The sequence below is a fragment of the Klebsiella sp. PL-2018 genome (assembly GCF_019048985.1).
Classification (GTDB): domain Bacteria; phylum Pseudomonadota; class Gammaproteobacteria; order Enterobacterales; family Enterobacteriaceae; genus Klebsiella; species Klebsiella michiganensis.
Map to the genome: position 1 here is coordinate 2,294,422 of NZ_CP077673.1, position 21,274 is coordinate 2,315,695.

At 58.0% G+C, this 21,274-nt stretch carries 14 protein-coding genes and 1 pseudogene; 4 read left to right on the forward strand and 11 right to left on the reverse strand.

The features are described 5' to 3' along the window. Positions 1-93: 93 nt before the first annotated feature. The gene (gene ssnA, locus MKleb_RS10630; RefSeq protein WP_162934476.1) at positions 94-1,425 is read right to left on the reverse strand and encodes a putative aminohydrolase SsnA; all 1,332 of its coding nucleotides are present in this window, start codon (positions 1,423-1,425) and stop codon (positions 94-96) included. Positions 1,426-1,427: 2 nt separating this feature from the next. Then, complete coding sequence (gene ygfK, locus MKleb_RS10635; protein WP_163586300.1) at positions 1,428-4,532, reverse strand: putative selenate reductase subunit YgfK; 3,105 nt, start codon at positions 4,530-4,532, stop codon at positions 1,428-1,430. 801 nt (positions 4,533-5,333) lie between these two features. On the opposite strand from ygfK, the pseudogene MKleb_RS10640 reads away from it, so the two are divergent. Further along, positions 5,334-6,110, forward strand: a pseudogene (locus MKleb_RS10640) (XdhC family protein); the annotation flags it as partial. Positions 6,111-6,222: 112 nt separating this feature from the next. Here the strand turns inward: MKleb_RS10640 and arcC are convergent. The 5 genes from arcC to ygeW form a co-directional block, all read right to left on the reverse strand. Then, positions 6,223-7,155 (reverse strand): carbamate kinase, encoded by a 933-nt coding sequence (gene arcC / locus MKleb_RS10645; protein ID WP_014229764.1) that lies wholly within the window; start codon positions 7,153-7,155, stop codon positions 6,223-6,225. 12 nt (positions 7,156-7,167) lie between these two features. After that, positions 7,168-8,574, reverse strand: a complete 1,407-nt coding sequence (hydA, locus tag MKleb_RS10650) for a dihydropyrimidinase (protein ID WP_163586301.1) — start codon at positions 8,572-8,574, stop codon at positions 7,168-7,170. Positions 8,575-8,624: 50 nt separating this feature from the next. After that, positions 8,625-9,836, reverse strand: a complete 1,212-nt coding sequence (locus tag MKleb_RS10655) for a YgeY family selenium metabolism-linked hydrolase (RefSeq protein ID WP_004851906.1) — start codon at positions 9,834-9,836, stop codon at positions 8,625-8,627. 63 nt (positions 9,837-9,899) lie between these two features. Further along, entirely contained in the window at positions 9,900-11,099 is a 1,200-nt protein-coding gene (gene dpaL, locus MKleb_RS10660; RefSeq protein WP_163586302.1) for a diaminopropionate ammonia-lyase, read from the reverse strand. Between the two features lie 64 nt (positions 11,100-11,163). Then, positions 11,164-12,351, reverse strand: coding sequence for a knotted carbamoyltransferase YgeW (gene ygeW, locus MKleb_RS10665; RefSeq protein WP_004851903.1), 1,188 nt, complete (start codon positions 12,349-12,351; stop codon positions 11,164-11,166). A 489-nt stretch (positions 12,352-12,840) separates the two neighbouring features. Here ygeW and MKleb_RS10670 point away from each other — a divergent pair, with 489 nt between their 5' ends. Next, positions 12,841-14,625: a sigma-54 interaction domain-containing protein gene (locus MKleb_RS10670; protein ID WP_048262522.1), complete on the forward strand. Its 1,785-nt coding sequence runs from the start codon at positions 12,841-12,843 to the stop codon at positions 14,623-14,625. A 72-nt stretch (positions 14,626-14,697) separates the two neighbouring features. On the opposite strand, the gene ychF is transcribed toward MKleb_RS10670, so the two are convergent. Together ychF and pth are read right to left on the reverse strand one after the other, a co-directional pair. Next, positions 14,698-15,792: a redox-regulated ATPase YchF gene (gene ychF, locus MKleb_RS10675; RefSeq protein WP_004851898.1), complete on the reverse strand. Its 1,095-nt coding sequence runs from the start codon at positions 15,790-15,792 to the stop codon at positions 14,698-14,700. 117 nt (positions 15,793-15,909) lie between these two features. Then, complete coding sequence (pth, locus tag MKleb_RS10680; RefSeq protein ID WP_032749932.1) at positions 15,910-16,494, reverse strand: aminoacyl-tRNA hydrolase; 585 nt, start codon at positions 16,492-16,494, stop codon at positions 15,910-15,912. 272 nt (positions 16,495-16,766) lie between these two features. Here pth and ychH point away from each other — a divergent pair, with 272 nt between their 5' ends. Then, entirely contained in the window at positions 16,767-17,042 is a 276-nt protein-coding gene (gene ychH / locus MKleb_RS10685) for a stress-induced protein YchH (protein WP_004103160.1), read from the forward strand. A gap of 209 nt (positions 17,043-17,251) precedes the next feature. Continuing rightward, positions 17,252-18,298 carry a MerR family transcriptional regulator gene (locus MKleb_RS10690; RefSeq protein WP_064392644.1) on the forward strand — a complete coding sequence of 349 codons (1,047 nt, stop codon included), beginning with the start codon at positions 17,252-17,254 and terminating at the stop codon, positions 18,296-18,298. Here the strand turns inward: MKleb_RS10690 and dauA are convergent, their stop codons facing one another. Further along, entirely contained in the window at positions 18,299-19,978 is a 1,680-nt protein-coding gene (gene dauA, locus MKleb_RS10695; RefSeq protein WP_014229756.1) for a C4-dicarboxylic acid transporter DauA, read from the reverse strand. 249 nt (positions 19,979-20,227) lie between these two features. Beyond that, positions 20,228-21,175, reverse strand: coding sequence for a ribose-phosphate diphosphokinase (prs, locus tag MKleb_RS10700; RefSeq protein ID WP_004103157.1), 948 nt, complete (start codon positions 21,173-21,175; stop codon positions 20,228-20,230). Positions 21,176-21,274: the final 99 nt, after the last annotated feature.

Below are 21,274 nucleotides of genomic sequence, written 5' to 3' on the forward strand. Positions count from 1 at the left end.
GGCGGCGCGGAAGCTGCCGGGCAATTTCATACGCCCGCGTTCTGTCAGCAAAAAAAACCGGCCTGCCAGGCCGGTTTAGCGTTTTTACGCGGGCTACGCGGGGAGCGCATCCATTCGCGCCCACATTTTTTTCGCCACTTTCTGCGCTTCGCGGAATATCGGCCCGCAGTCGAAGCTGAACTGGCGATCCTCGTAGATCATCACGCCGTTCACCATGACGCTGCGCACGCTGTTTGCCCCCAGACCGAAGGCGATATGTCCGGCGATGTTTTCCGCGATAAGCGGCGTCGGCGCCATATAGTCGCAAATGGTGAGGTCCGCTTTATAGCCCGCCTCAAGGCGGCCAAAGCGGGCGTTGAAGTTGCGATTCAACAGTTCATTGCCGTTGCTCAGCGCCTTCGCGAAGCTGTCCGGCCACAGCGGCCCGCCGGCGTCGCGGTGTTTAAAGAAGGCAAACTTCATCTCCTCGAACATGTCGGAACCGATGCCGTCGGTGCCGAGCGCCAGATTGCGCATCTGCGGCAGGCGGGGGTTGTAGCCGACGTGGTTGTTCATGTTGGAGCGGGCGTTGTGCACCAGGAAGCCGTCCTGCGCGTTGAGCAGCTCGACGTCGGCATCGGAGATGTACAGGCCGTGGGCAATCAGCGTCTTACTGTTGATAAGGTCGAACTCCGCCAGCCGCACCAGCAGGTCCTTACCGTAAAGGTGATGGCTGTGAGAGACATCGTAGCGGTCTTCCGCCGCGTGGATATGCAGGCCGCGGCCGGTGGCTTTTAGCGCTTCGCGCAGCATCGCCAGACCCTCATCCGGCACGGTGAACGGCGCATGGGCGCCGATATGGGCCTCGACCAGATAAGGCTGGTCGCCCTTTTCGCGCGCGGCGTCGATCTCTCTGGCGAAGCGAATGTTCTCCTCAACGCTGTCGCGCAGCTCGCGGCTGCCAAAGTTGCGGTCGGTGGTTTCGAAGCAGGTCATCCCGCGCAGCCCGATTTTGAGGAAGGCGTTGCGCAGCTGGCTCAGGGAGCCCGCGATATAGTGGGGCGACGCATGATGATCGACAACCGCCGTGCAGCCGCTGCGCACGGCCTCCATGGCGCAGATCAGCCCGCTGTAGTAGAGCGACTCTTCGTCCAGCGCCCGGTCAAGGCGCCACCACAGGTTTTTCAGCGTGGAGATAAAGTCCGGGCTGGGGGCGATATTGGCCTGAATCCCCCGGGACAGGCCGGAATAAAAGTGATTGTGGGAGCAGACCATGCCGGGCATCACCAGCTGCCCGCGCATCTCTTTCACCTGCGCCTGCGGATAGCGCTGGCACAGGCCGGGGCCGACAGCGAGAATTTTATCGCTCTCAATGGCGATATCGACGTTCTCCCACACTTTCGCCGGATAGATCTGCGCGGCGGTGGCATTTTTCAGGATCAGGATACTCATACTTCAACGCCTCCCAGAAGATAGCTTTGGTGCTGATGAATATGGCTTATGATGCGGCACATGGCGTCCAGCTGGGCCGGTACCTCGTTAAACTGGCCGCGGTCGTTAATTTCCAGCTGCCACGTCTGGTCGTCCTGACGCACTTTGACGCTGGCGCCTGCGACGAAGAAGCCCGGATTGGTGCTGTTGACAAAATCCTGCTCCAGGCTGAACACGGTGATTTTGTCTTTATACGGTTTTCCCTGCCACGGGCAGAACTGAGCGCAGTTGCCGCATTCGTTGCAATAAGCATCCAGATGCAGGGTCTGGAAGCGATTCTGGAAGCCCGGCACGGCCACGGAAATATTGGCGCGGTTCGGACAGACGTCGACGCACTTGCTGCACACGTAGTTGCACTCCAGGCAGCGGCTGGCTTCCTGCTCGACAAAAGCCTCGCGCTGGTTTTTATCCACCAGCGTGACGGCGATGGCGCCTTTACGCTGGTACACCTTCGCCGGATCGACGTTGTTCCAGACTTTGTTTCCGTAGCTGCTGGCGATATTTTCCCGGGCCAGGATCGCGTCCGTGGCCCGTCGCGCGTTGCCGATAGCGGAGACGATAGAAGAGGGGCCGCGCTGAACGTCGCCGATCAGGAAGACGTTCGGTTTGCTGGTCTCGCCATCGGCGTTGACCACCGGCCAGCCCTGCGGGTCGAGTGGGATCCCCATTGCCGACAGCGCTTCGCCGTCCTGCTGCTCGCCGATGGCGGTAATCAGAGAGTCGACTTGCAGGGTGCGAATCTCATCGGTTTCCACCGGGCGGCGGCGGCCTTTCTCATCCGGCTCGCCGAGCTTCATGACGCGTACGACGAGCGTCCCGTCGGCGTTAAACTGTTCCGGGTTGCATAGCCACTCGAAGTCGACGCCGTCGAGCAGCGCCTCATCGTACTCTTCGCGCCAGGCGGGCATCTCTTGCTGCGAGCGGCGATAGACGATGGTCGCGCTCTGCACGCCGGGCACGCGCAGCGCCGCGCGGGCGCAGTCCATGGCGGTGTTGCCGGCGCCGACCACGGCCACGCGTTTGCCCAGGTTCAGCTCGGCGCCGCGGTTAAACTCGCGCAGGAACTGCAGCGACTTATGCACGTTCTGGTTATCGCCGCCCAGCTTCACGCCGCTGTTTTTATCGGTACCGGTGCCGACCAGCACGTAACGAAAACCCTTCGCCTGCAGTTTTTCCACGCTCAGATGCGGATCGCAGCCGTACTCAATTTTGACGCCGTGGGCGACGACAAAATCGATATCGTGCTGGATAAGCTCGCCGGGAATGCGGAACTGCGGAATGATATTCTTCACCACGCCCCCGGCGCTGGCTTCGCGTTCAAAAACCGTGACCGGATGGCCGGCGCGGGCGAGGAAGTATCCGGCAGCGAGACCGGCAGGGCCCGCGCCGATCACCGCTACCGGGTGCCGGGAGCCGGATCCCGCGGGCTTATGCCAGCGGCTGCGGTACTCGTCCCAGCCTTTCTCCAGCGCCACTTTTTTCAGCTCACGGATGTTGAGCGCGCTGTCGTAATCCAGTCGCGTACAGTTGTACTGGCACTGGTGGTCGCAGATATGACCGGTGATGGCCGGCAACGCGTTGCGCTGATAGATCAGCTCCAGCGCGTCGGCGTAGCGATGCTCGCCCAGCAGGCGGATATACTCCGGAATATCCTGCTTGATGGCGCAGGCCGTCACGCAGGGGGCGACGTAGCAGTCCAGCAGCGGCAGCGGCTCGCCGGTATCAATGCGCTCTTCCGGCTTCCACTGTTTCTGGGTGTAGTCCATGCTCACCGCTTTTTCCGCCAGCGCGTTGAGGCGCTCGACGTCGATCTGCGTCATGTTCCAGCCGTCGGCTTTCTCCAGCTCGCGCATGCACTCGCTCAGGCGCAGATATCCTCCCGGCTTCAGCAGGTCGGTGGCCATGGTGATAGGGCGAATGCCGGTGTCGAAAATCTCGCGAATGTTGAGCTGGCTGGCGCCGCCGGAGTAGGAGATCGGCAGCTTGCCGTCAAACGCCCGCGAGAGCAGGGCGGCTACGTTGATCGATAGCGGGAATAGCGCGCGGCCGGACATATACATTTCATCTCCCGGCAGCGCTCCCTTGTTGTTGACGGTGCCGAGGGTGTTGGTCAGCTTGACGCCAAAGCCGAGGCTGCGCGCTTTCGCCAGCGCCATCAGGCGCGTCAGCATCTCCAGCGCCCGGTCGATCTTAAGGTCGTGGTCAAACGACGCTTCGCTAAGGCCGATATAGCCGAAGCCGCAGGCGTCGAGGATCTGGCGAACGCGCGGATAGCCGAGCAGGGTCGGGTTGAGCTTCACAAAGGTATTGAGATTTTTCTCCGTCAGCATATAGCGGCAGATGGCTTCAATCTCGTCCGGCGGGCAGCCGTGCATGGTTGAGAGGGTGACGCCCTGAACCAGCCTGGCCGGCACGCGTTGAGCCAGATTGTCCAGCCCGTCTTTGCGCGCGCAGGTTGGCAGGCTGTCGATAAAGGTTCTATTTTGCAGCCAGCGGTTCAGGGTGTCGCGGTACTGGGCGAATTTAGGATGGGCGGAAGCGTCCATCATGTTGTCGATAAATTCCTGCATTGGCGGCTGCTTAATACCGTCAAGGTTGTAGCCGACGCTCATATTGAAAATAAACGACTTGCTCTCTTTATGGGTGCCCAGCGGAAAGACCTGCTCCAGCAGATGCAGCGTGAACCAGGCTTTCAGGTACTCATCCCAGGCTTTTTTGAGGGTAAATTCGGTGGACCACTCGGTGTTGAAGCACTCATCTTCGGCATCGATGCAGGGCTTTTCCAGCTCCAGGCGGTCAAGGATCTGTACGGTTTTCAGCTCGATAAACCGCCCGCCGGTTAGCCAGGCGGTAATAATGTTCTGCGCCAGCTGGGTATGCGGCCCGGCTGCCGGGCCGAGCGGCGTCGCGCAGCTTTCGCCGAATACGCCGATCGACCGCTGCGCCTGCGGCGTATAAAACTGTTGCTCGGGAATGCCAAAAATAGTCTGCTGACTCTGATACTCGTCGAAAATGCGCGTTAAAAGCTCCTCAAACGGCACGGGACGCATTATATCTCCCATAACCCTCTCCTTAGATATCATTGTAAGATCGACATTGCCGGTGGTAATCATCCCGACGGATAACGAAAGAGGAGCAACAATCACACCAGTTATTCAAACCGCGGCGGTAGAATAATTAATTTGTGAACCAGGTCGAAACTCGACGCGAATGCGTGAATAATTCCACAGCGGGGAAATGAGAACTCAAATCAATACGCTTTATCATTCGGCGAGATTTCTCAAAATCAGATCCTGAATATCAGAATGATAATTTATGCCGGCCGTTCGGCGGTGATTTCAGCGGGCGGCTTTCTTTTACCGCGGCGACAGAGGAAATATTCGGCGTAGGATCCCTGCCGCAGCATCATTACGGCTAACGAAATGACCTGTCTCACAATTTGCGATGAAAAACGGCGGCTAAGTATAAATATTGCATAGTCGATACGGGTCGCTGCGACGCTATTTCAACGCCGGGTAAACTCTCAAACTGAGAACCCGGGGAAATATCGCAGATAAACAAATATACCCAAAATAATTCGAGTTGCAGGACAAAACGGTTAACCGTTTTGAACAGCGCTTGCGCTGGCCCTGAAAGGGTGAGTCCCGTAGGGGCGAATCACGCGGCAACGCAGTGAATCCCCAGGAGCTTACTCTAGTAAGTGACTGGGGTGAGCGACAAATCTGCCGGGAGCAGATTTGAACGTCGCTTGCGACGGCCCGTGAGGGCGAGGCCCATGGATGGGCCGAGTAATCCGTAGCCAACGCACATGCAACTTGAAGTATGAAGGATATAGAGCCGTAAACATCGCCTTTGAGGTTAGTATGAATATTTTTGCAGAAGCTGCACGACTTGAGGAGCAGAACCGTCCCTTTGCCCTGGCGCAGATTGTCGAAAGCCGGGGCTCTACCCCCCGACACTCCGCTCAGATGCTTATCCGGGAGGACGGTTCGATTGTGGGCACCATTGGCGGCGGGATGGTGGAGCGTAAAGTCATCGATGCGGCGCTGGAAGCGCTGCGCGAACGGGCGTCGCGAATGTTTCACGGTCGCATGGCGCGCACCGGCAGCGACGCCGTGGGCTCCGACTGCGGCGGCGCGATGTCGGTTTACATCAGCGTGCACGGCCTGCGCCCGCGCCTGCTACTGGTCGGCGCCGGGCACGTCAACCGCGCGGTTGCCCACGCCGCGGCGCGGGTGGATTTTGACATCTGCGTCGGCGATATCTATTCCGCCAGCCTTTGCCCCGACGCTTTTCCGCTTTCGGCGCGGCTGGTGCACGCTGCCAGCTTTACGGACGTAGTGGAGGCGATGGCGGTCCGGCCGCAGGATTTCGTGCTGATTGCCACCAACAACCAGGATCGGGAGGCGCTGGACAGGCTGATAACCCAGCCGGTGGCGTGGCTGGGGCTGCTGGCCAGCCGGCGGAAAGTGCAGGCCTTTGTCCGCCAGATGCGGGAAAACGGCGTAACGGAGGCGGATATCAGCCGTCTGCGGGCGCCGATTGGCTATGACATCGGCGCCGAGACGCCAAACGAGATTGCCATCAGCGTGCTGGCGGAGATCCTGCAGGTGAAAAACGGCGCGCCGGGGGGGCTGATGAACCAGGTGAGGCAAGCGTGCCAGCCGGATTGTCTGGCTGAGGCGGTTGAGGTCTGAGCTTCTGCGAGGGGAAATGTTGCCGGGAGGTTCCCGGCAACCCGTGGCGTACAGCTTATTGGCTAATAATGGTGCCCGTTTTTCCTTCAATCCCCTCTTTGGCTTTGCTCAGCATCGTGATCAGCGCTTTACGCCCCGGCCCTGAGCGGGCGAAGGCGGCGGCGGCTTCCACTTTTGGCAGCATTGAGCCTTTGGCAAAGTGCCCCTCTTCGATAAAGCGTTCGGCATCGCGCAGGGAGAGGTTATCCAGCCACTGCTCGTCAGGTTTACCGAAGTTGATCGCCACCTTTTCTACGGCGGTGAGAATGATCAGCAGGTCGGCGTCGATCATCTCCGCCAGCTTCGCGCTGGCCCAGTCCTTATCGATAACCGCGCTGGCGCCGCGCAGATGGTTACCCTCGCGAATCACCGGAATGCCGCCGCCGCCGACGGTGATCACCACGTGGCAATCATCCATCAGCGCTTTTACCGTTTGTTTCTCGATAATATCTACCGGCATGGGCGAGGCGACGACGCGACGGTAGCCGCGCCCGGCGTCCTCTTTCATGATGTAGCCGTTTTGGCTCAACTTTTCGGCCTCTTCTTTGCTGAAGAACGAGCCGATGGGCTTGGTCGGATTAAGAAATGCCTTATCGTTAGCATCCACTTCCACCTGGGTTATCAGGGTCGCCACCGGGATATCCAGCTGGCGCGTTAGCAGTTCTTCACGAATCGCGTTCTGCAGGTCGTAGCCGATGTAGCCCTGGCTCAGGGCCACGCAGACCGACATCGGCAGCATGGGCGTATGGGCCTCGGTTTTTGCCGCGGCCTCGAAGGCCTGGTTGATCATGCCCACCTGCGGACCGTTGCCGTGAGTGACCACCACCTGGTGGCCAAGGGCGATAAGATCGACGATCGTCCGGGCGGTGTGTCGTACGGCCTGCATCTGTCCGGCGAGATCGTCGCCCAGCGCATTCCCGCCGAGAGCGAGAACAATTTTTTTACTCATAGCTTCCTCTCATTACGTTTCTGTTCCGCTGACGGCCTGGTGAGCGGTGGAAAAGGGTTGTCGGCGTAAAAAGCGGCCCTGTCCGGCTATGCCGGTAAAGGTGCCGTTATCAAAGATCACTCTGCCGTGGGAGAGCGTCTGGCGAATCGCGCCCTGACAGATAAAGCCTTCATAGGGTGAATAGTCGGCGTTGTCGTGCAGCATGGCATGACGGATGGTGGTGGTACGCTGCGGATCGATGATAACCACGTCGCCATCGGCGCCGGGCGCCAGCAGCCCCTTCTGCGGCCACAGGCCAAACAGCTTCGCCGGGTTGGCGCTGGTGAGCGCCACAAAGCGCTCAGGGGTGATGCGCCCGGTCATCACGCCGTGCGAGAACAGCAGCAGCAGCCGGTTTTCCACCCCCGGCAGGCCGTTCGGGCAGCGGCTAAAGTCGCCGCCGGAGATCTGCCTGCGCTGCTGCGCAGAGAACGCGCAGTGGTCGGTGGCGACCGTGTCAATATCTCCATCATGGATACCGCGCCATAGCGCATCGTTGTTGCTGGCGTTGCGCAGGGGAGGGCTGAGCAGATAGTTAAGCGCGTCTTCGCGCTCGTAGCAGCGCTCGTCCAGCAGCAGATACTGCGGACAGGTCTCCACCCACACCGGCTGGTGGCGTCTTCTGGCCAGGCGCAGGTACTCCAGGCCCAGAGCGTTGGAAAGATGAACAATATAGAGCGGCGCGTTTCCCGCCAGCTGCGCGAGGTTGATCGTTCGGGCGATGGCTTCCGCCTCGCACTCCAGCGGGCGGCTCTGGGCGTGATAGCGCGGCGCGGTTTTACCGGCGTTGATAAATTCCGCCCGGCGCTGGGCGATGGCGGCATCGTTTTCCGGATGCACCGTCGTCAGCGCGCCGGCGCGCTGCAGGTGGCGCATCGCCTGCAATATCTCATCATCGCTGAGTTTGTACTGGTAGGTCAGATAGAGCTTAAAGCTGCTGATGCCGCTATCCACCATCATCGGGATCTCGTCGAGAATGCCATGGTTAACGTGTTGGATAACGCCGTGAAAACTGTAGTCGATAACGGCTTTATAGGCGGCGTAGCCGCGATAGACCTCGAACTGGTGGCGCAGGTGGCAGCCGACGGGCCCGAAGCCCATATGATCAACAATGGTGGTGGTACCGCCGCAGGCCGCGGCCCGGGTGCCGGTAAAGAAATCATCGCAGCTGCGGGCGAGACCCACATCAATATTGAAATGCGTATGAACGTCGACGCCGCCGGGCATCACGTAGCAGCCCTCGGCGTCAATCACTTCGCAGGGTTGTTCTGCCTCAATAGAACTGGCAAGGCGCTTGACGAGGCCATCTTCAATGAGCAGGTCCTGCTTTACCTGTCCGTCGGCGTTGACGACGAGGCCATTTTTAATCAGTACGCGCATAGAAACCTCAACATACCGCCGCAGAGCGCGGCGGCAGACAGGACGAACAATTACTCCGTGGCCAGCCAGCTCAGCGGGATAGCGGCATACATCGCGGCGCAGGTTACCAGATGCGATTTCCAGGTTTTCTCATTCGGCGCATGCGCCTCCGGCTCTTTCCCAGGCCCAAAGCCGATAACCGGAATGCCGTGGCGGCCCATAATGGAGACGCCGTTGGTGGAGAAGGTCCACTTATCCACCACCGGCGCTTTGCCGAACAGACCTTCATAGGCGTTGCTCAGGGCGCGAACGGTGAAGTGGTTCTCTTCCACTTTCCAGGTCGGGAAGTAGCATTCGGTCGGGTAGACCAGGCCGGTCCAGGAGGGGCGCTCGTAGTTGTACATCGAGACCACCGCGGCGGCTTTTTTCACCGCCGGCAGCGCGCGGATCTCTTCCAGCGCGCCTTCCCAGGTTTCGCCCCAGGTCAGACGGCGGTCAATGGAGACGGCGCAGCTATCCGCTACCGCGCAGCGGCTCGGCGAGGTGAAGAAAATCTCGGAAACGGTCAGGGTGCCTTTGCCGAGGAATTCGTCATCGCCCAGCTTGTGTGAAAGCTGTTCCAGCTCGGTGAGAACGGGCGCCATTTTGAAGATGGCGTTATCGCCGCGCTCCGGGGCGGAGCCGTGGCAGCTGACGCCCTGAACCTCCACGCGGATCTCCATACGCCCGCGCTGGCCGCGGTAAATCTGGCAGTCGGTAGGTTCGGTGCTGACCACGAATTCCGGACGTATACCGGATTGTTCAATAATGTACTGCCAGCACAGGCCGTCGCAATCCTCTTCCTGAACGGTACCGGTCACCAGCAGGGTATACTCATCTTCCAGGCCCAGATCTTTAATGATTTTACCGGCGTAAACCATTGAGGCCATTCCGCCCTCCTGGTCAGACGCGCCGCGTCCGCCGATCAGCTCATCGGTCTCCATACCTTCGTACGGATCGAAGTTCCAGTTCTTGATGTTGCCAATGCCGACGGTATCAATGTGCGCGTCCATGGCGACCAGACGCGGGCCGTGGCCGATGTAGCCCAGCACGTTACCCATCGGATCGATTTCCACTTTGTCGAATCCGACTTTCTCCATCTCCTCTTTGATACGGTGCACCACGCGCTTCTCATCGCTGCTTTCGCTGGGGATGGCGATCATATCGCGCAGGAAGCGGGTCATCTCTTTTTCGTATTGTTTTGATTTTTCCAGGATCGCGTTGAACGGAATTTGCTTAGCCATAAGGATGTTCTCCAGTTCTGAATACGGGGGTCCCGCCGGGCGGGAGGAATGTTGATCAATCGGCTACTGCGCGGCCGGATGTTTGCCTTCCCAGACGACTTCGCGATAGTGCTTAACGTCGGTGTCGCCTTCGGTGCTAATCACCAGCACCACGGAATCGCTATCCAGCTTGAGCTTGTGCATCAGCGCTTCGCGCTGCGGATGGAAATAAATCGCCGCCAGAAGGCCGAGACCGACGGCGCCGGATTCGCCGGAAATAACGCGCGGATCCTGGCCCGCCGGGTTTCCCAGCACCCGCATGCCGAGGGCGGCGACGGCGTCCTGACAGGAGACAAACTGCGTGGCGCAGTTGCGCAGCACTTCCCAGCCCAGCGGGTTGGGCTCACCGCAGGCGAGACCGGCCATAATGGTGGCCATATCGCCGCTGACGTTGACGATCTGGCCCTTTAGCGCAGAGCGGTAGAGACAGTCGGCCAGCTCCGGCTCGACGATAATGGAATGGAGATGCTTCGCGCCGTAGACATCGGCCAGGTAGCCCAGCACGCCGCCCGCCATCGCCCCCACGCCGCCCTGCAGAAGCACGTGCGTCGGACGGGCGATACCCATTGAGGAGAGCTGTTCTACCGTTTCATCGGCGAGGGTGGCGTAGCCCTGCATAATCCAGGTCGGAATTTTTGTGTAGCCTTCCCAGGCGGTGTCCTGCACCACCTCCCAGCCGTTTTTCTGCGCGGTCTGCATGGTAAAGCGGACGGTGTCGTCGTAGTTCATGTCGGTGACGATACACTCGGCGCCGAGGCGCAGTATGGCGTCAACCCGCTCCTGCGCGGAGCCTTTCGGCATATAGATGACGGCGTTCTGGCCTAACTGGCGGGCTGCCCACGCCACGCCGCGGCCGTGGTTGCCGTCGGTCGTGGTGGCGAACGTCATCTTCTCTTTGATGCTGGATTTGAGCGTTTCGAAGGAAAGATCGTTGATATCTAAATGATATTTTTCACACAGCAGTCGGGCGATAGCATAAGAGCCGCCGAGCATTTTGAAGGCGTTGAGGCCAAAGCGCCGGGATTCATCTTTAACGAGGATTTTTTGTACCCCAAACAGCGCGGAAAGTTCGTTCAGCGCCACCAGCGGCGTAGGCTGATAGCCGGCGATCTTTTGATGAAAGCGGCGAGCCTGCTGCGCCTGCTGGCGTGAAAACAGCGGTGAAGTCTCTCCGTTAAAAAAACGGTTTTCGGCAATATCCATTTTCAGTGAGAAAGCAGACATACTCGATCCTTATCCTTTTTGAAATGCGAAAGTCGTGGGGCTGGCCCGCAGGCCAGCCTGGGGATTATTTGATGCGTTTCTGCGCTTCCTTGAGCAGCTGCTCCAGCACCTTGCCCGGGTTCGCGTATTTGCGGCAGACGATCATCGCGGCGATGATGTACGGCTTCCAGCTGGCCTCTTTGTAGGTCGGGATCCGGTACTTCTCGAAGACTCCCTCGGTGACTTCGCCCGCGTCGCAGGAGACGCCGGTGATATCCGCCGGCAGGCAGTGCATATACAGCGCGTCACCGTCGCGGGTGTGCTTCATCATCTCTTCCGTACAGTGCCAGTCTTTATGGCCGGCGTTCTGCTCAAGGCAGGCTTTCTCCAGCGCCTTCAGACCTTCATGGTCATTTGCGCGCAGCAGCTCGGTGCGTTTTTCCATTACCTTGTACGGCGCCCAGGATTTCGGATAGACGATATCGGCGTCTTTAAAGGCTTCCTCCATGCTGTTCACCTGGCGGAAGCTGCCGCCGGAGGCCTGGGCATTGTTTTTTGCCACTTCGATAACGTCAGGGATCAGGTCGTACCCTTCCGGGTGGGCGAGGGTGACGTCCATACCGAAGCGGGTCATCAGGCCGATAATGCCCTGCGGCACCGAGAGGGGCTTGCCATAGCTCGGCGAGTAGGCCCAGGTCATGGCGATCTTCTTACCTTTCAGATTCTCCAGCGAACCGAAGTGCTCGCGCAGCCAGGCGAGATCGGCCATGGATTGCGTCGGGTGGTCGATATCGCACTGCAGATTGATCAACGCCGGTCGCTGCGGCAGGACGCCCTGCTTGTGGCCGTCGTCCAGCGCTTCGCCGACTTCGCGCATGTAGGCGTTGCCCGCGCCAAGGAACATGTCATCGCGAATGCCGATGGCGTCGGCGCAGAAGGAGATCATGTTGGCGGTTTCACGAACCGTTTCGCCGTGGGCAATCTGCGATTTCCCCTCATCCAGATCCTGTTGCGCCAGACCTAACAGGTTGAGCGCGGAGGCATAGGAGAAGCGGGTGCGGGTTGAGTTATCGCGGAACACGGAAATACCCAATCCGCTGTTAAACACTTTGGTGGCGATATTTTCAGCGCGTAGCGTTTTTAGCGCGGCGGCGACGTCCAGCACCTGTTTCAGCTCATCCGGCGATTGTTCCCAGGTCAGCAGAAAGTCTTTCTCACTGAGATGAGAGTTAAGTTTATTGATATCCTTAATCAGTTCGTTAACAGTTTTCATGTTTCAATCCTGGTCGTGAATGACGGCTTATTGATTGCTGTGCGGTCGGATATGCAGAGTTGCCGAATTAGCGACTGCCAGCGCTGTATTACCACTAACAATAAGCGTGCCAAATCCTCCGGGAGAGGCGGCGGAGAGGATTGAATAGTTAAGATTATGCCAGGTCTGTCACGAATTCAGGCGAGTTATCCCGGGAAGAGAAAGGTGAAATTTTTCCCCCGCCGTCCATTTCAGCGGGACAGGCGCGGGTTGCCGCCGTAAATAATGCGATTATCATCTTCACATTGCGCCAATATGATAAAAACCGCTGCAAATTTATCATAATGATAAGAAACTGTGATAGCTCTTGCATATTTAAGATAAGGTGGGGGAATTGGCCCTATCTATATCAACGCGGGTGGCTAAAAGGAGTGGTATCATTCCCCGCAGATAAATAAAGCCGCTTCGCTTGACGCCGAACAGGTGAGCAATAATAGAAGGCCGATAGACATGATACCGTCCAAAGCACCCTCCATTTTAATGCAGATTCAGCCTACAATTCAAAAGTTTGCAAGGATGTTATCCAGCGTGCTGCAGCTGGAGGTCGAGATTGTTGATAACGAATTATACCGGGTCGCCGGAACTGGCGCTTATAGTAAACAGATTGGCTATAAATTAAATTCAAATTCACGGCTTCTGCGTTACATTATTGAAACACAGACCGAGAAGGTCGTTACCCACTCCCGCTTCGACCCCCTGTGTAAAGACTGTAACAATAAGGAGAAATGCGAAGAGAAAGCCTTTCTTGGCACGCCGGTGATGTATCACGACCGCTGCGTCGGCGTTATTAGCCTGGTTGCGCTGACGCGCGAGCAGCAGGAACGTATAAATGCGAATATCCAGGAGTTTTCTGATTATGTTCGTCATGTCTCAACCATATTCGTTTCCCGATTTTTGCAGGAGCGGGCGGTCGGCGACAATATCCATAAAATATTTTTAACCATGATCGAAAATATGGATCAGGGCGTACTGGTCGTGGGCAACGATCAAAGAGTCAAATTTGCCAACCAGGCCGCTTTGAAAATAATGAGCGTCACTCAGGGACAGGTGATTGGTAAGTCAATCCAGTTTCAGCCGTTGACCTTCGAAGATAATTTCAAGCACGGCCATATGCAGCACATTATCTCCTTTGACGATCGCAAGGAGCTCATTATCGGCCAGCTGCACGCGGTGCAGGATCAGTGGTTATTTTTAATGGCGTTCCATCAGTCGCACTCTTCGGCCGATTTCAGCTGCGGGCAGGAAGGGCCGCAGATTGAGGCGATGGTGGGAGAGTGTCGACCTATGCGGCAGCTTAAAAAGCTGATCAGCCGCGTGGCCCCGAGCCCCTCCAGCGTAATGATTGCCGGTGAAAGCGGGACCGGGAAAGAGGTGGTTGCCCGCGCTATCCACAAGCTCAGCGATCGCCACGCGAAGCCCTTTATCGCGATTAACTGCGCCGCGATACCCGAGCAGCTGTTAGAAAGCGAACTGTTTGGCTACGTGAAGGGGGCGTTTACCGGCGCATCGGCAAACGGTAAGACCGGCCTGATTCAGGCGGCCAATAGCGGGACGCTGTTTCTTGACGAAATTGGCGATATGCCGCTCACTCTGCAGGCCAAGCTGCTGCGGGCCATTGAGTCACGTGAGATTCAGCCGGTGGGCGCCAGCCATCCGGTTCAGGTCGATATTCGTATCATATCCGCGACCAATCAAAACCTGGAACAGTACATCGCGGAAGGGAAGTTCCGCGAAGATCTCTACTATCGTCTGAACGTGATTCCGCTGCGCCTGCCGCCGCTGCGCGAACGTCAGGAGGACATTGAGCTGCTGATTCACTATTTCCTGCATCTGCATACCGGTCGTCTCAATCTGGTTTATCCCGGCGTCGCGCAGGACGTGATCGATTTCCTTAAGCGCTATCGCTGGCCGGGCAATATTCGTGAACTCAGCAACCTGATGGAGTACCTGGTTAACGTGGTGCCGTCGGGAGAAATCATCGATATGTCGCTGCTGCCGCCGAATCTGTTAAGCAGCGGTGAAGCGGCGAGCCAGGCGACGTCGTCGGCTTCAGCGTCAGCGACACTCACTCAGGAGGAGAACGTGACGGCGCTGGAGGAGATGGAGCGGCAGATGATCCGCGATGCGCTCTCTCGCTACAGTAATAAAAAGCAGGCGGCGGATGAGCTGGGCATCGGCATCGCCACGCTGTATCGCAAAATAAAGAAATATTCGCTGGCGGCGGGTCAGAACTGACGGGAACTGCGGGCAATAAAAAATCCACGCGAGCGCGTGGATTTTGTGGAGGGCATCACGGCGAAGAAATGCTTAGACGTTGAACAGGAAGTTCATCACATCGCCATCTTTCACGATGTAGTCTTTACCTTCAGCGCGCATTTTCCCGGCTTCTTTGGCACCCTGTTCGCCTTTATAGGTAATAAAGTCTTCATAGGCGATGGTCTGCGCGCGGATAAAGCCTTTTTCAAAGTCGGTGTGGATTTTACCCGCGGCCTGCGGGGCAGTGGCGCCGACGGGGATAGTCCAGGCGCGCACTTCCTTCACCCCTGCGGTAAAGTAGGTCTGCAGGTTCAGCAGCTCGTAGCCGGCGCGGATAACGCGGTTCAGGCCCGGCTCTTCGAGACCCAGCTCGGCCATAAACTCATCGCGGTCGGCATCGTCCAGCTCGGCGATATCGGACTCAACGGCGGCGCAAACGGCGACCACCACAGAACCTTCGGCGGCGGCAATTTCGCGAACTTTATCGAGATAAGGGTTGTTCTCAAAGCCGTCTTCGTTGACGTTGGCGATATACATGGTCGGCTTCAGGGTCAGGAAGCTCAGGTATTTAATCGCCGCTTTGTCTTCTTCAGTCAGGTTCTTCAGCGAACGCAGCATGCCGGCGTTCTCAAGGTGCGGCAGGCATTTTTCCAGCGCCGCCAGCTCGGCTTTCGCGTCTTTATCGCCGCCTTTGGCTTTCTTCTGCACGCGGTGGATAGCGCGCTCGCAGGTGTCCAGGTCGGAGAGCGCCAGCTCGGTGTTGATAACGTCAATATCGTCAGCCGGATCCACTTTATTGTTAACGTGGATGATGTTGTCGTTTTCGAAGCAGCGCACTACGTGACCGATAGCTTCGGTTTCGCGGATGTTGGTCAGGAACTGGTTGCCCAGGCCTTCACCTTTCGACGCGCCTTTAACGAGGCCTGCGATATCAACGAATTCCATCGTGGTCGGCAGAATACGCTGTGGTTTGACGATTTCAGCCAGTTTGTCCAGACGCGGATCGGGCATCGGCACGACACCGGTGTTCGGCTCAATGGTACAGAAGGGGAAGTTGGCCGCTTCAATACCCGCTTTAGTGAGCGCATTGAACAGGGTGGATTTGCCGACGTTGGGCAAACCGACGATACCGCATTTGAATCCCATGATTTAAATCACCTTAATCTTTGGATAATCAACCTGTTACAGTGAACAGATTGCAGAAAAGTAAATAGCTTCGCCTATTATACACGGTGCGTGACAAAAATTCCGCACGCCGACCGGTTATTGCGCTTTAAAAGCGTGTAAACGGTTGGTCGCCTTGGTCAGGCCATCCTTCAGCCACACCTCGGTGCAGCGTACCGCTTCGTCAACGGCCTCATCAATCAGCTTCTGTTCACTGGCGGGGGGCTTGCCCAGCACAAAACCGACAACTTTATTTTTATCGCCCGGATGGCCGATTCCCACGCGTAAGCGGTGAAAGTTCGGGTTATTGCCCAGCTTGCTGATGATGTCTTTCAGGCCATTATGGCCGCCGTGGCCGCCGCCCAGCTTGAACTTAGCCACGCCTGGCGGTAAGTCGAGCTCATCGTGGGCGACCAGGATTTCGTCCGGGTTGATGCGAAAGAAGGTCGCCATCGCGCCGACGGCTTTGCCGCTCAGGTTCATAAAGGTGGTCGGCACCAGCAGGCGGACATCCTCGCCGGCAAGGTTAATCCGCGAGGTGTAGCCGAAGAATTTGCTCTCTTCGCGCAGCGGCGCGCGGTGGCGTTCAGCCAGTAAATCCACGTACCAGGCGCCGGCGTTATGTCGCGTCGCCGCGTATTCAGCGCCGGGGTTCGCCAGGCCGACAATTAATTTTATGCTCACTTTTTTATCCTGCTTGGATCGTTCTCTGGCGCGTAGTGTACTGTCTGCGCGCGCGGTTGACAAAATTCTGCCAGCGAAACGCACCTGCCACAGATAATCACGGGTTTGAATAATTAGAATTTGATGTTGTTCAGTGGGTTATTTGTAAACTTTTGTTGGCAAGATGTTCGCTTCTGTGATCGTCCACGCAATCGCTATATTGGCCATTGTCTATACTACACCTATAAGATTTGGGGATATTCCCATGCAACCCAAGGTTCCGGAGGTGACATATGAAACGCAGAAACGCTTCGTTACTCGGTAATGTGCTGATGGGGTTGGGGTTGGTCGTCATGGTTGTCGGCGTTGGTTATTCTATTTTAAACCAGCTTCCGCAGCTTGACCTGCCGCAGTTTTTCGCACACGGCGCGATCTTGAGTATCTTTGTCGGCGCGGTACTGTGGCTGGCTGGCGCCCGTATCGGCGGTCATGAACAGGTTAGCGACAGATACTGGTGGGTTCGCCACTACGATAAACGCTGCCGCCGCGATCAGCATCGCCACAGCTGAGTGAATTCCAGACCGCCAGCCGTTGTGAACGGCTGGTGCGTTTTCATGCCGCCCGTTCAGGCTGCCCGCCTGTTGGTGTCTCAAATCCTCCTTTCTCTCTTCGTCTTTCTTCGGCACCGCCTGCCTAATACAATTCCTGTACAGAACGCTTGACCCTGACGTCACGTCAGGCAGCAGAGTGGCGCCACTGGTAAACGAAAGGAGCAGTCATGTTAATTCAGGTGGGTGAACTGGCGAAGCGCGCCGGCATAACCGTCCGCACGCTACATCACTATGAACAAACGGGACTGCTGGCGCCTTCGGCCAGAAGCGCGGCGGGTTACCGGCTCTATAATCTGGCGGCCGTTCAGCGACTGCATATGATCAAAGCGCTGGCGCAGGCCGGGCTGGAACTCGCCACTATCAAGGACTATCTCGACCGGGACGCCTTCTCGCTGTCCGACCTGTTGGTCAAGCAGATCGCCACCCTCGACCGGCAGCTGCAAACCCTCTCCACGCTGCGCCAGCGCCTGGCGCTGCTGCGTGAAGAGCTGGACAGCGGAGACGAGCCCGACCTGGAGTCCTGGCTACAAACGCTGGAGCTGATGAAAATGTACGATCGCTGGTTTAGTCAACAGGAATTACAGGTGCTGCCGTTCGCAGAACAGGATGCGCAGCGTAACCAGATATGGCTGGAGCTGGTGGGTGAAGCGCAGCAGCTTATGGGCGAACGCTGTCCGGCCGATGAGCCTCGGGCGATTGCGCTGGCCACCCGCTGGATGGCGCAGCTGGAGCAGGATACCGCCGGCAGGCCGGAGTTTCTGACTCGCCTGAATGAGATGCACGCCGCCGAACCGCAGATGCGCGAGCAAACCGGGGTGACGCCGGAGATGATTGATTTCATTACCCGTGCTTTTGCCGAAAGCAAGCTGGCCATCTGGGCGCGCTATCTGAACGCCGAGGAGCTGGCCTTTACCCGGCAGCACTATTTCGATCGCCTGATGGAGTGGCCGGCGCTGGTGGCCGAGCTGCATCGGGCCTGTCGTGAGAAGCGGGAGCCTGCCTCCGCGGAAGGTCAGCAGCTGGCGCAGCGCTGGCTGGCGCTATTCCAGTCTTACGCGGGAAAGGATCCGCACACGCAGCAGAAGTTTCGTTATGCCATGGAGCGGGAGCCGCATTTGATGAAGGGAACGTGGATGACGCCGGAGGTGCTTGGCTGGCTTCAGCAGGCGATTGGCGTAATGATGCGGCAGGCGCCGGGGCCTGCCGCCGGGTAATTAAATATCCGCCAGCGCGGCGCTGCGGTCCGGGTAGAAGCTCAGGCGGCCCGGAATCGGCTTAACGCCTGCCCGCGCCAAGGTACGCAGCGGCTGAAATTCCAGGTTCGACACGCGTAGCTCACAGCCTTCCGGCAGCTTATTCACGAAGCGCTGGAAGGCATCCAGCCCGCCGGCATCCAGCACCGGCACCGCATCCCACTTCAGCACGACGATACGCTTGCCAGCAATCCGCGTTTCCAGATCGGTAAACAACCCTTCCGCGGCGGCGAAAAACAGCGGACCAATGACGCGCAGCACCAGTACGTCATCGGGAACCTCGACGTTGACCGGTGCGAGGCGGGTCATCCGCGCGATCCGGCGCATAAACAGCAGGGAAGCCAGCACAATACCGACGCTAATAGCGATGACCATATCAAACAGGACGGTCAGCGACATACACATCAGCATGACGATAATGTCGTCTTTTGGCGCATAGCGCAGCAGGTTAACGACCTTGTGCGCTTCGCTCATATTCCATGCCACCATCAGCAGCAGCGCCGCCATCGCGGAAAGCGGCAGCCAGGAGAGCAGAGGGGCAAGCACCAGCAGCGCCATGATCACCAGCAGCGCGTGGATCACGGCGGAAACCGGCGAGGTCGCCCCGGCGCGAACGTTGGCCGCCGAGCGGGCGATAGCGGCGGTGGCGGTAATGCCGCCGAAGAACGGCGCGACGATATTGCCGAGCCCCTGGCCAATCAGCTCGCTATTGGCCTTGTGTTTGGTGCCGGTCATGCCGTCCAGCACCACGGCGCACAGCAGGGACTCAATCGCCCCGAGCATGGCCATGGAAAACGCCGCCGGCAGCAGCGCCTGCAGTGAGGACCAGCTGAGGGTGAAGTCTGAACCGGGCATATCCCACGGCAGCACCAGCTGCGGCAGCAGCTGCGGAATACCGTTGCCCTGGCTGCCGTCGGCGAGAATATAGTGGAACTGAGAGCCGATGGTGGCGACGTGCCCGCCAAGCAGGTTGACCACGCCCATCACCGCGCAGCCCGCCAGCAGGGCCGGCAGGTGGCCCGGCAGACGAATCCCCAGACGCGGCCAGATAATCAGCGTGCCTAGCGTGACAACGCCGATGGCGGCATCGCCGGGGTTAATGGTCGGCAGCGCCATCGCCAGCGCGCCGACTTTCTGCAGATAATGTTCAGGCACGTGGGCCATCTGCAGACCGAGAAAATCTTTAATTTGCATGGTACCGATGGTGATACCGATCCCGGAGGTGAAGCCGAGGGTGACCGATAGCGGAATATACTCAATCAGGCGGCCAAAGCGCGCCAGGCCGAAAAGAATCAGGAAGATCCCCGACATCAAGGTGGCGACCAGCAGCCCGGCGAGCCCGAACTGCTGCGAGACCGGGTAGAGAATCACCACAAAAGCGGCGGTTGGACCGGACACGCTGAAGCGCGAGCCGCCGGTTAACGCAATCACGATCCCCGCCACCGCGGAGGTATAGAGACCGTACTGCGGCGCCACCCCGCTGCCAATTGCCAGCGCCATCGCCAGCGGGATAGCGATAATCCCGACGGTAATTCCGGCAATCACATCACGAGTAAACCGCGAAGCGGTATATTTTTCTTTCCAACAAGCGTCGATGAGGGCGCGGAAAGGCATCACATGTGAGGAAAATAATCTGTTCACAATAATGTTTCATCCATGAGCGCATCATCTGTCAACTAAATGGCAGGTGAAGGAGGCATCGGTCATTTCCACGTCATCCTTCGGGATGCCTCTGTGTTGGCTGCGTTCATTTATCCCGGTCTCGTACTGCCTGTACGCTGCCGGAGATTCATTCACTTGCCGCCTTGACGCATGCCGAATGATTTTGTGGAGAATAAAAGGTTCAGAGACAAAAAAACCCGCCGCAGCGGGTTTTTGAGCCGGGCTCGATTAATGTTCGAACATAGCAGAGATAGATTCTTCGTTGCTGATACGACGAATCGCTTCGGCCAGCATACCAGACAGCGTCAGAGTACGTACCTTTTCCAGCGCTTTGATTTCCGGCGTCAGCGGAATGGTATCGCAGACGACGAATTCGTCAATCACAGAGTTTTTGATGTTCTGGATGGCGTTGCCGGAGAAGATCGGGTGCGTGGCGTAGGCGAATACGCGTTTCGCGCCGCGCTCTTTCAGCGCTTCCGCAGCTTTACACAGGGTACCGCCGGTATCGATCATATCGTCAACCATTACGCAGTCACGGCCGGCGACGTCACCGATGATGTGCATCACCTGAGAAACGTTAGCGCGCGGACGGCGTTTGTCGATGATAGCCATATCGGTATCGTTCAGCAGCTTGGCGATAGCGCGAGCGCGAACCACGCCGCCGATGTCCGGAGAAACCACGATAGGGTTATCCAGGTTCAGCTGCAGCATATCTTCCAGCAGGATCGGGCTGCCGAATACGTTATCCACCGGAACGTCAAAGAAGCCCTGAATTTGTTCTGCGTGCAGGTCAACGGTCAGAACGCGGTCAACGCCGACGCTGGACAGGAAGTCAGCAACCACTTTCGCGGTGATAGGCACACGAGCAGAACGAACACGACGGTCCTGGCGAGCATAACCGAAGTAGGGGATAACAGCGGTGATACGACCTGCCGAAGCACGACGCAGAGCATCAACCATAACAACCAATTCCATCAGGTTGTCGTTGGTGGGAGCACAAGTGGACTGGATGATGAAAATATCACCACCGCGTACGTTTTCATTGATTTGTACGCTGACTTCGCCGTCGCTAAAACGACCTACAGCGGCGTCGCCAAGAGAAGTGTACAGGCGGTTGGCAATACGTTGTGCTAGTTCCGGGGTGGCGTTACCAGCAAAAAGCTTCATATCAGGCACGAGAAGAACCTCAGGCATGCGTCCAGTGGTGGATGAAATGGGCCAAAAACGGTGCGGGTGGGCACGATTTCATCCAGGCGGTGTATTTAAAGAGCCCGA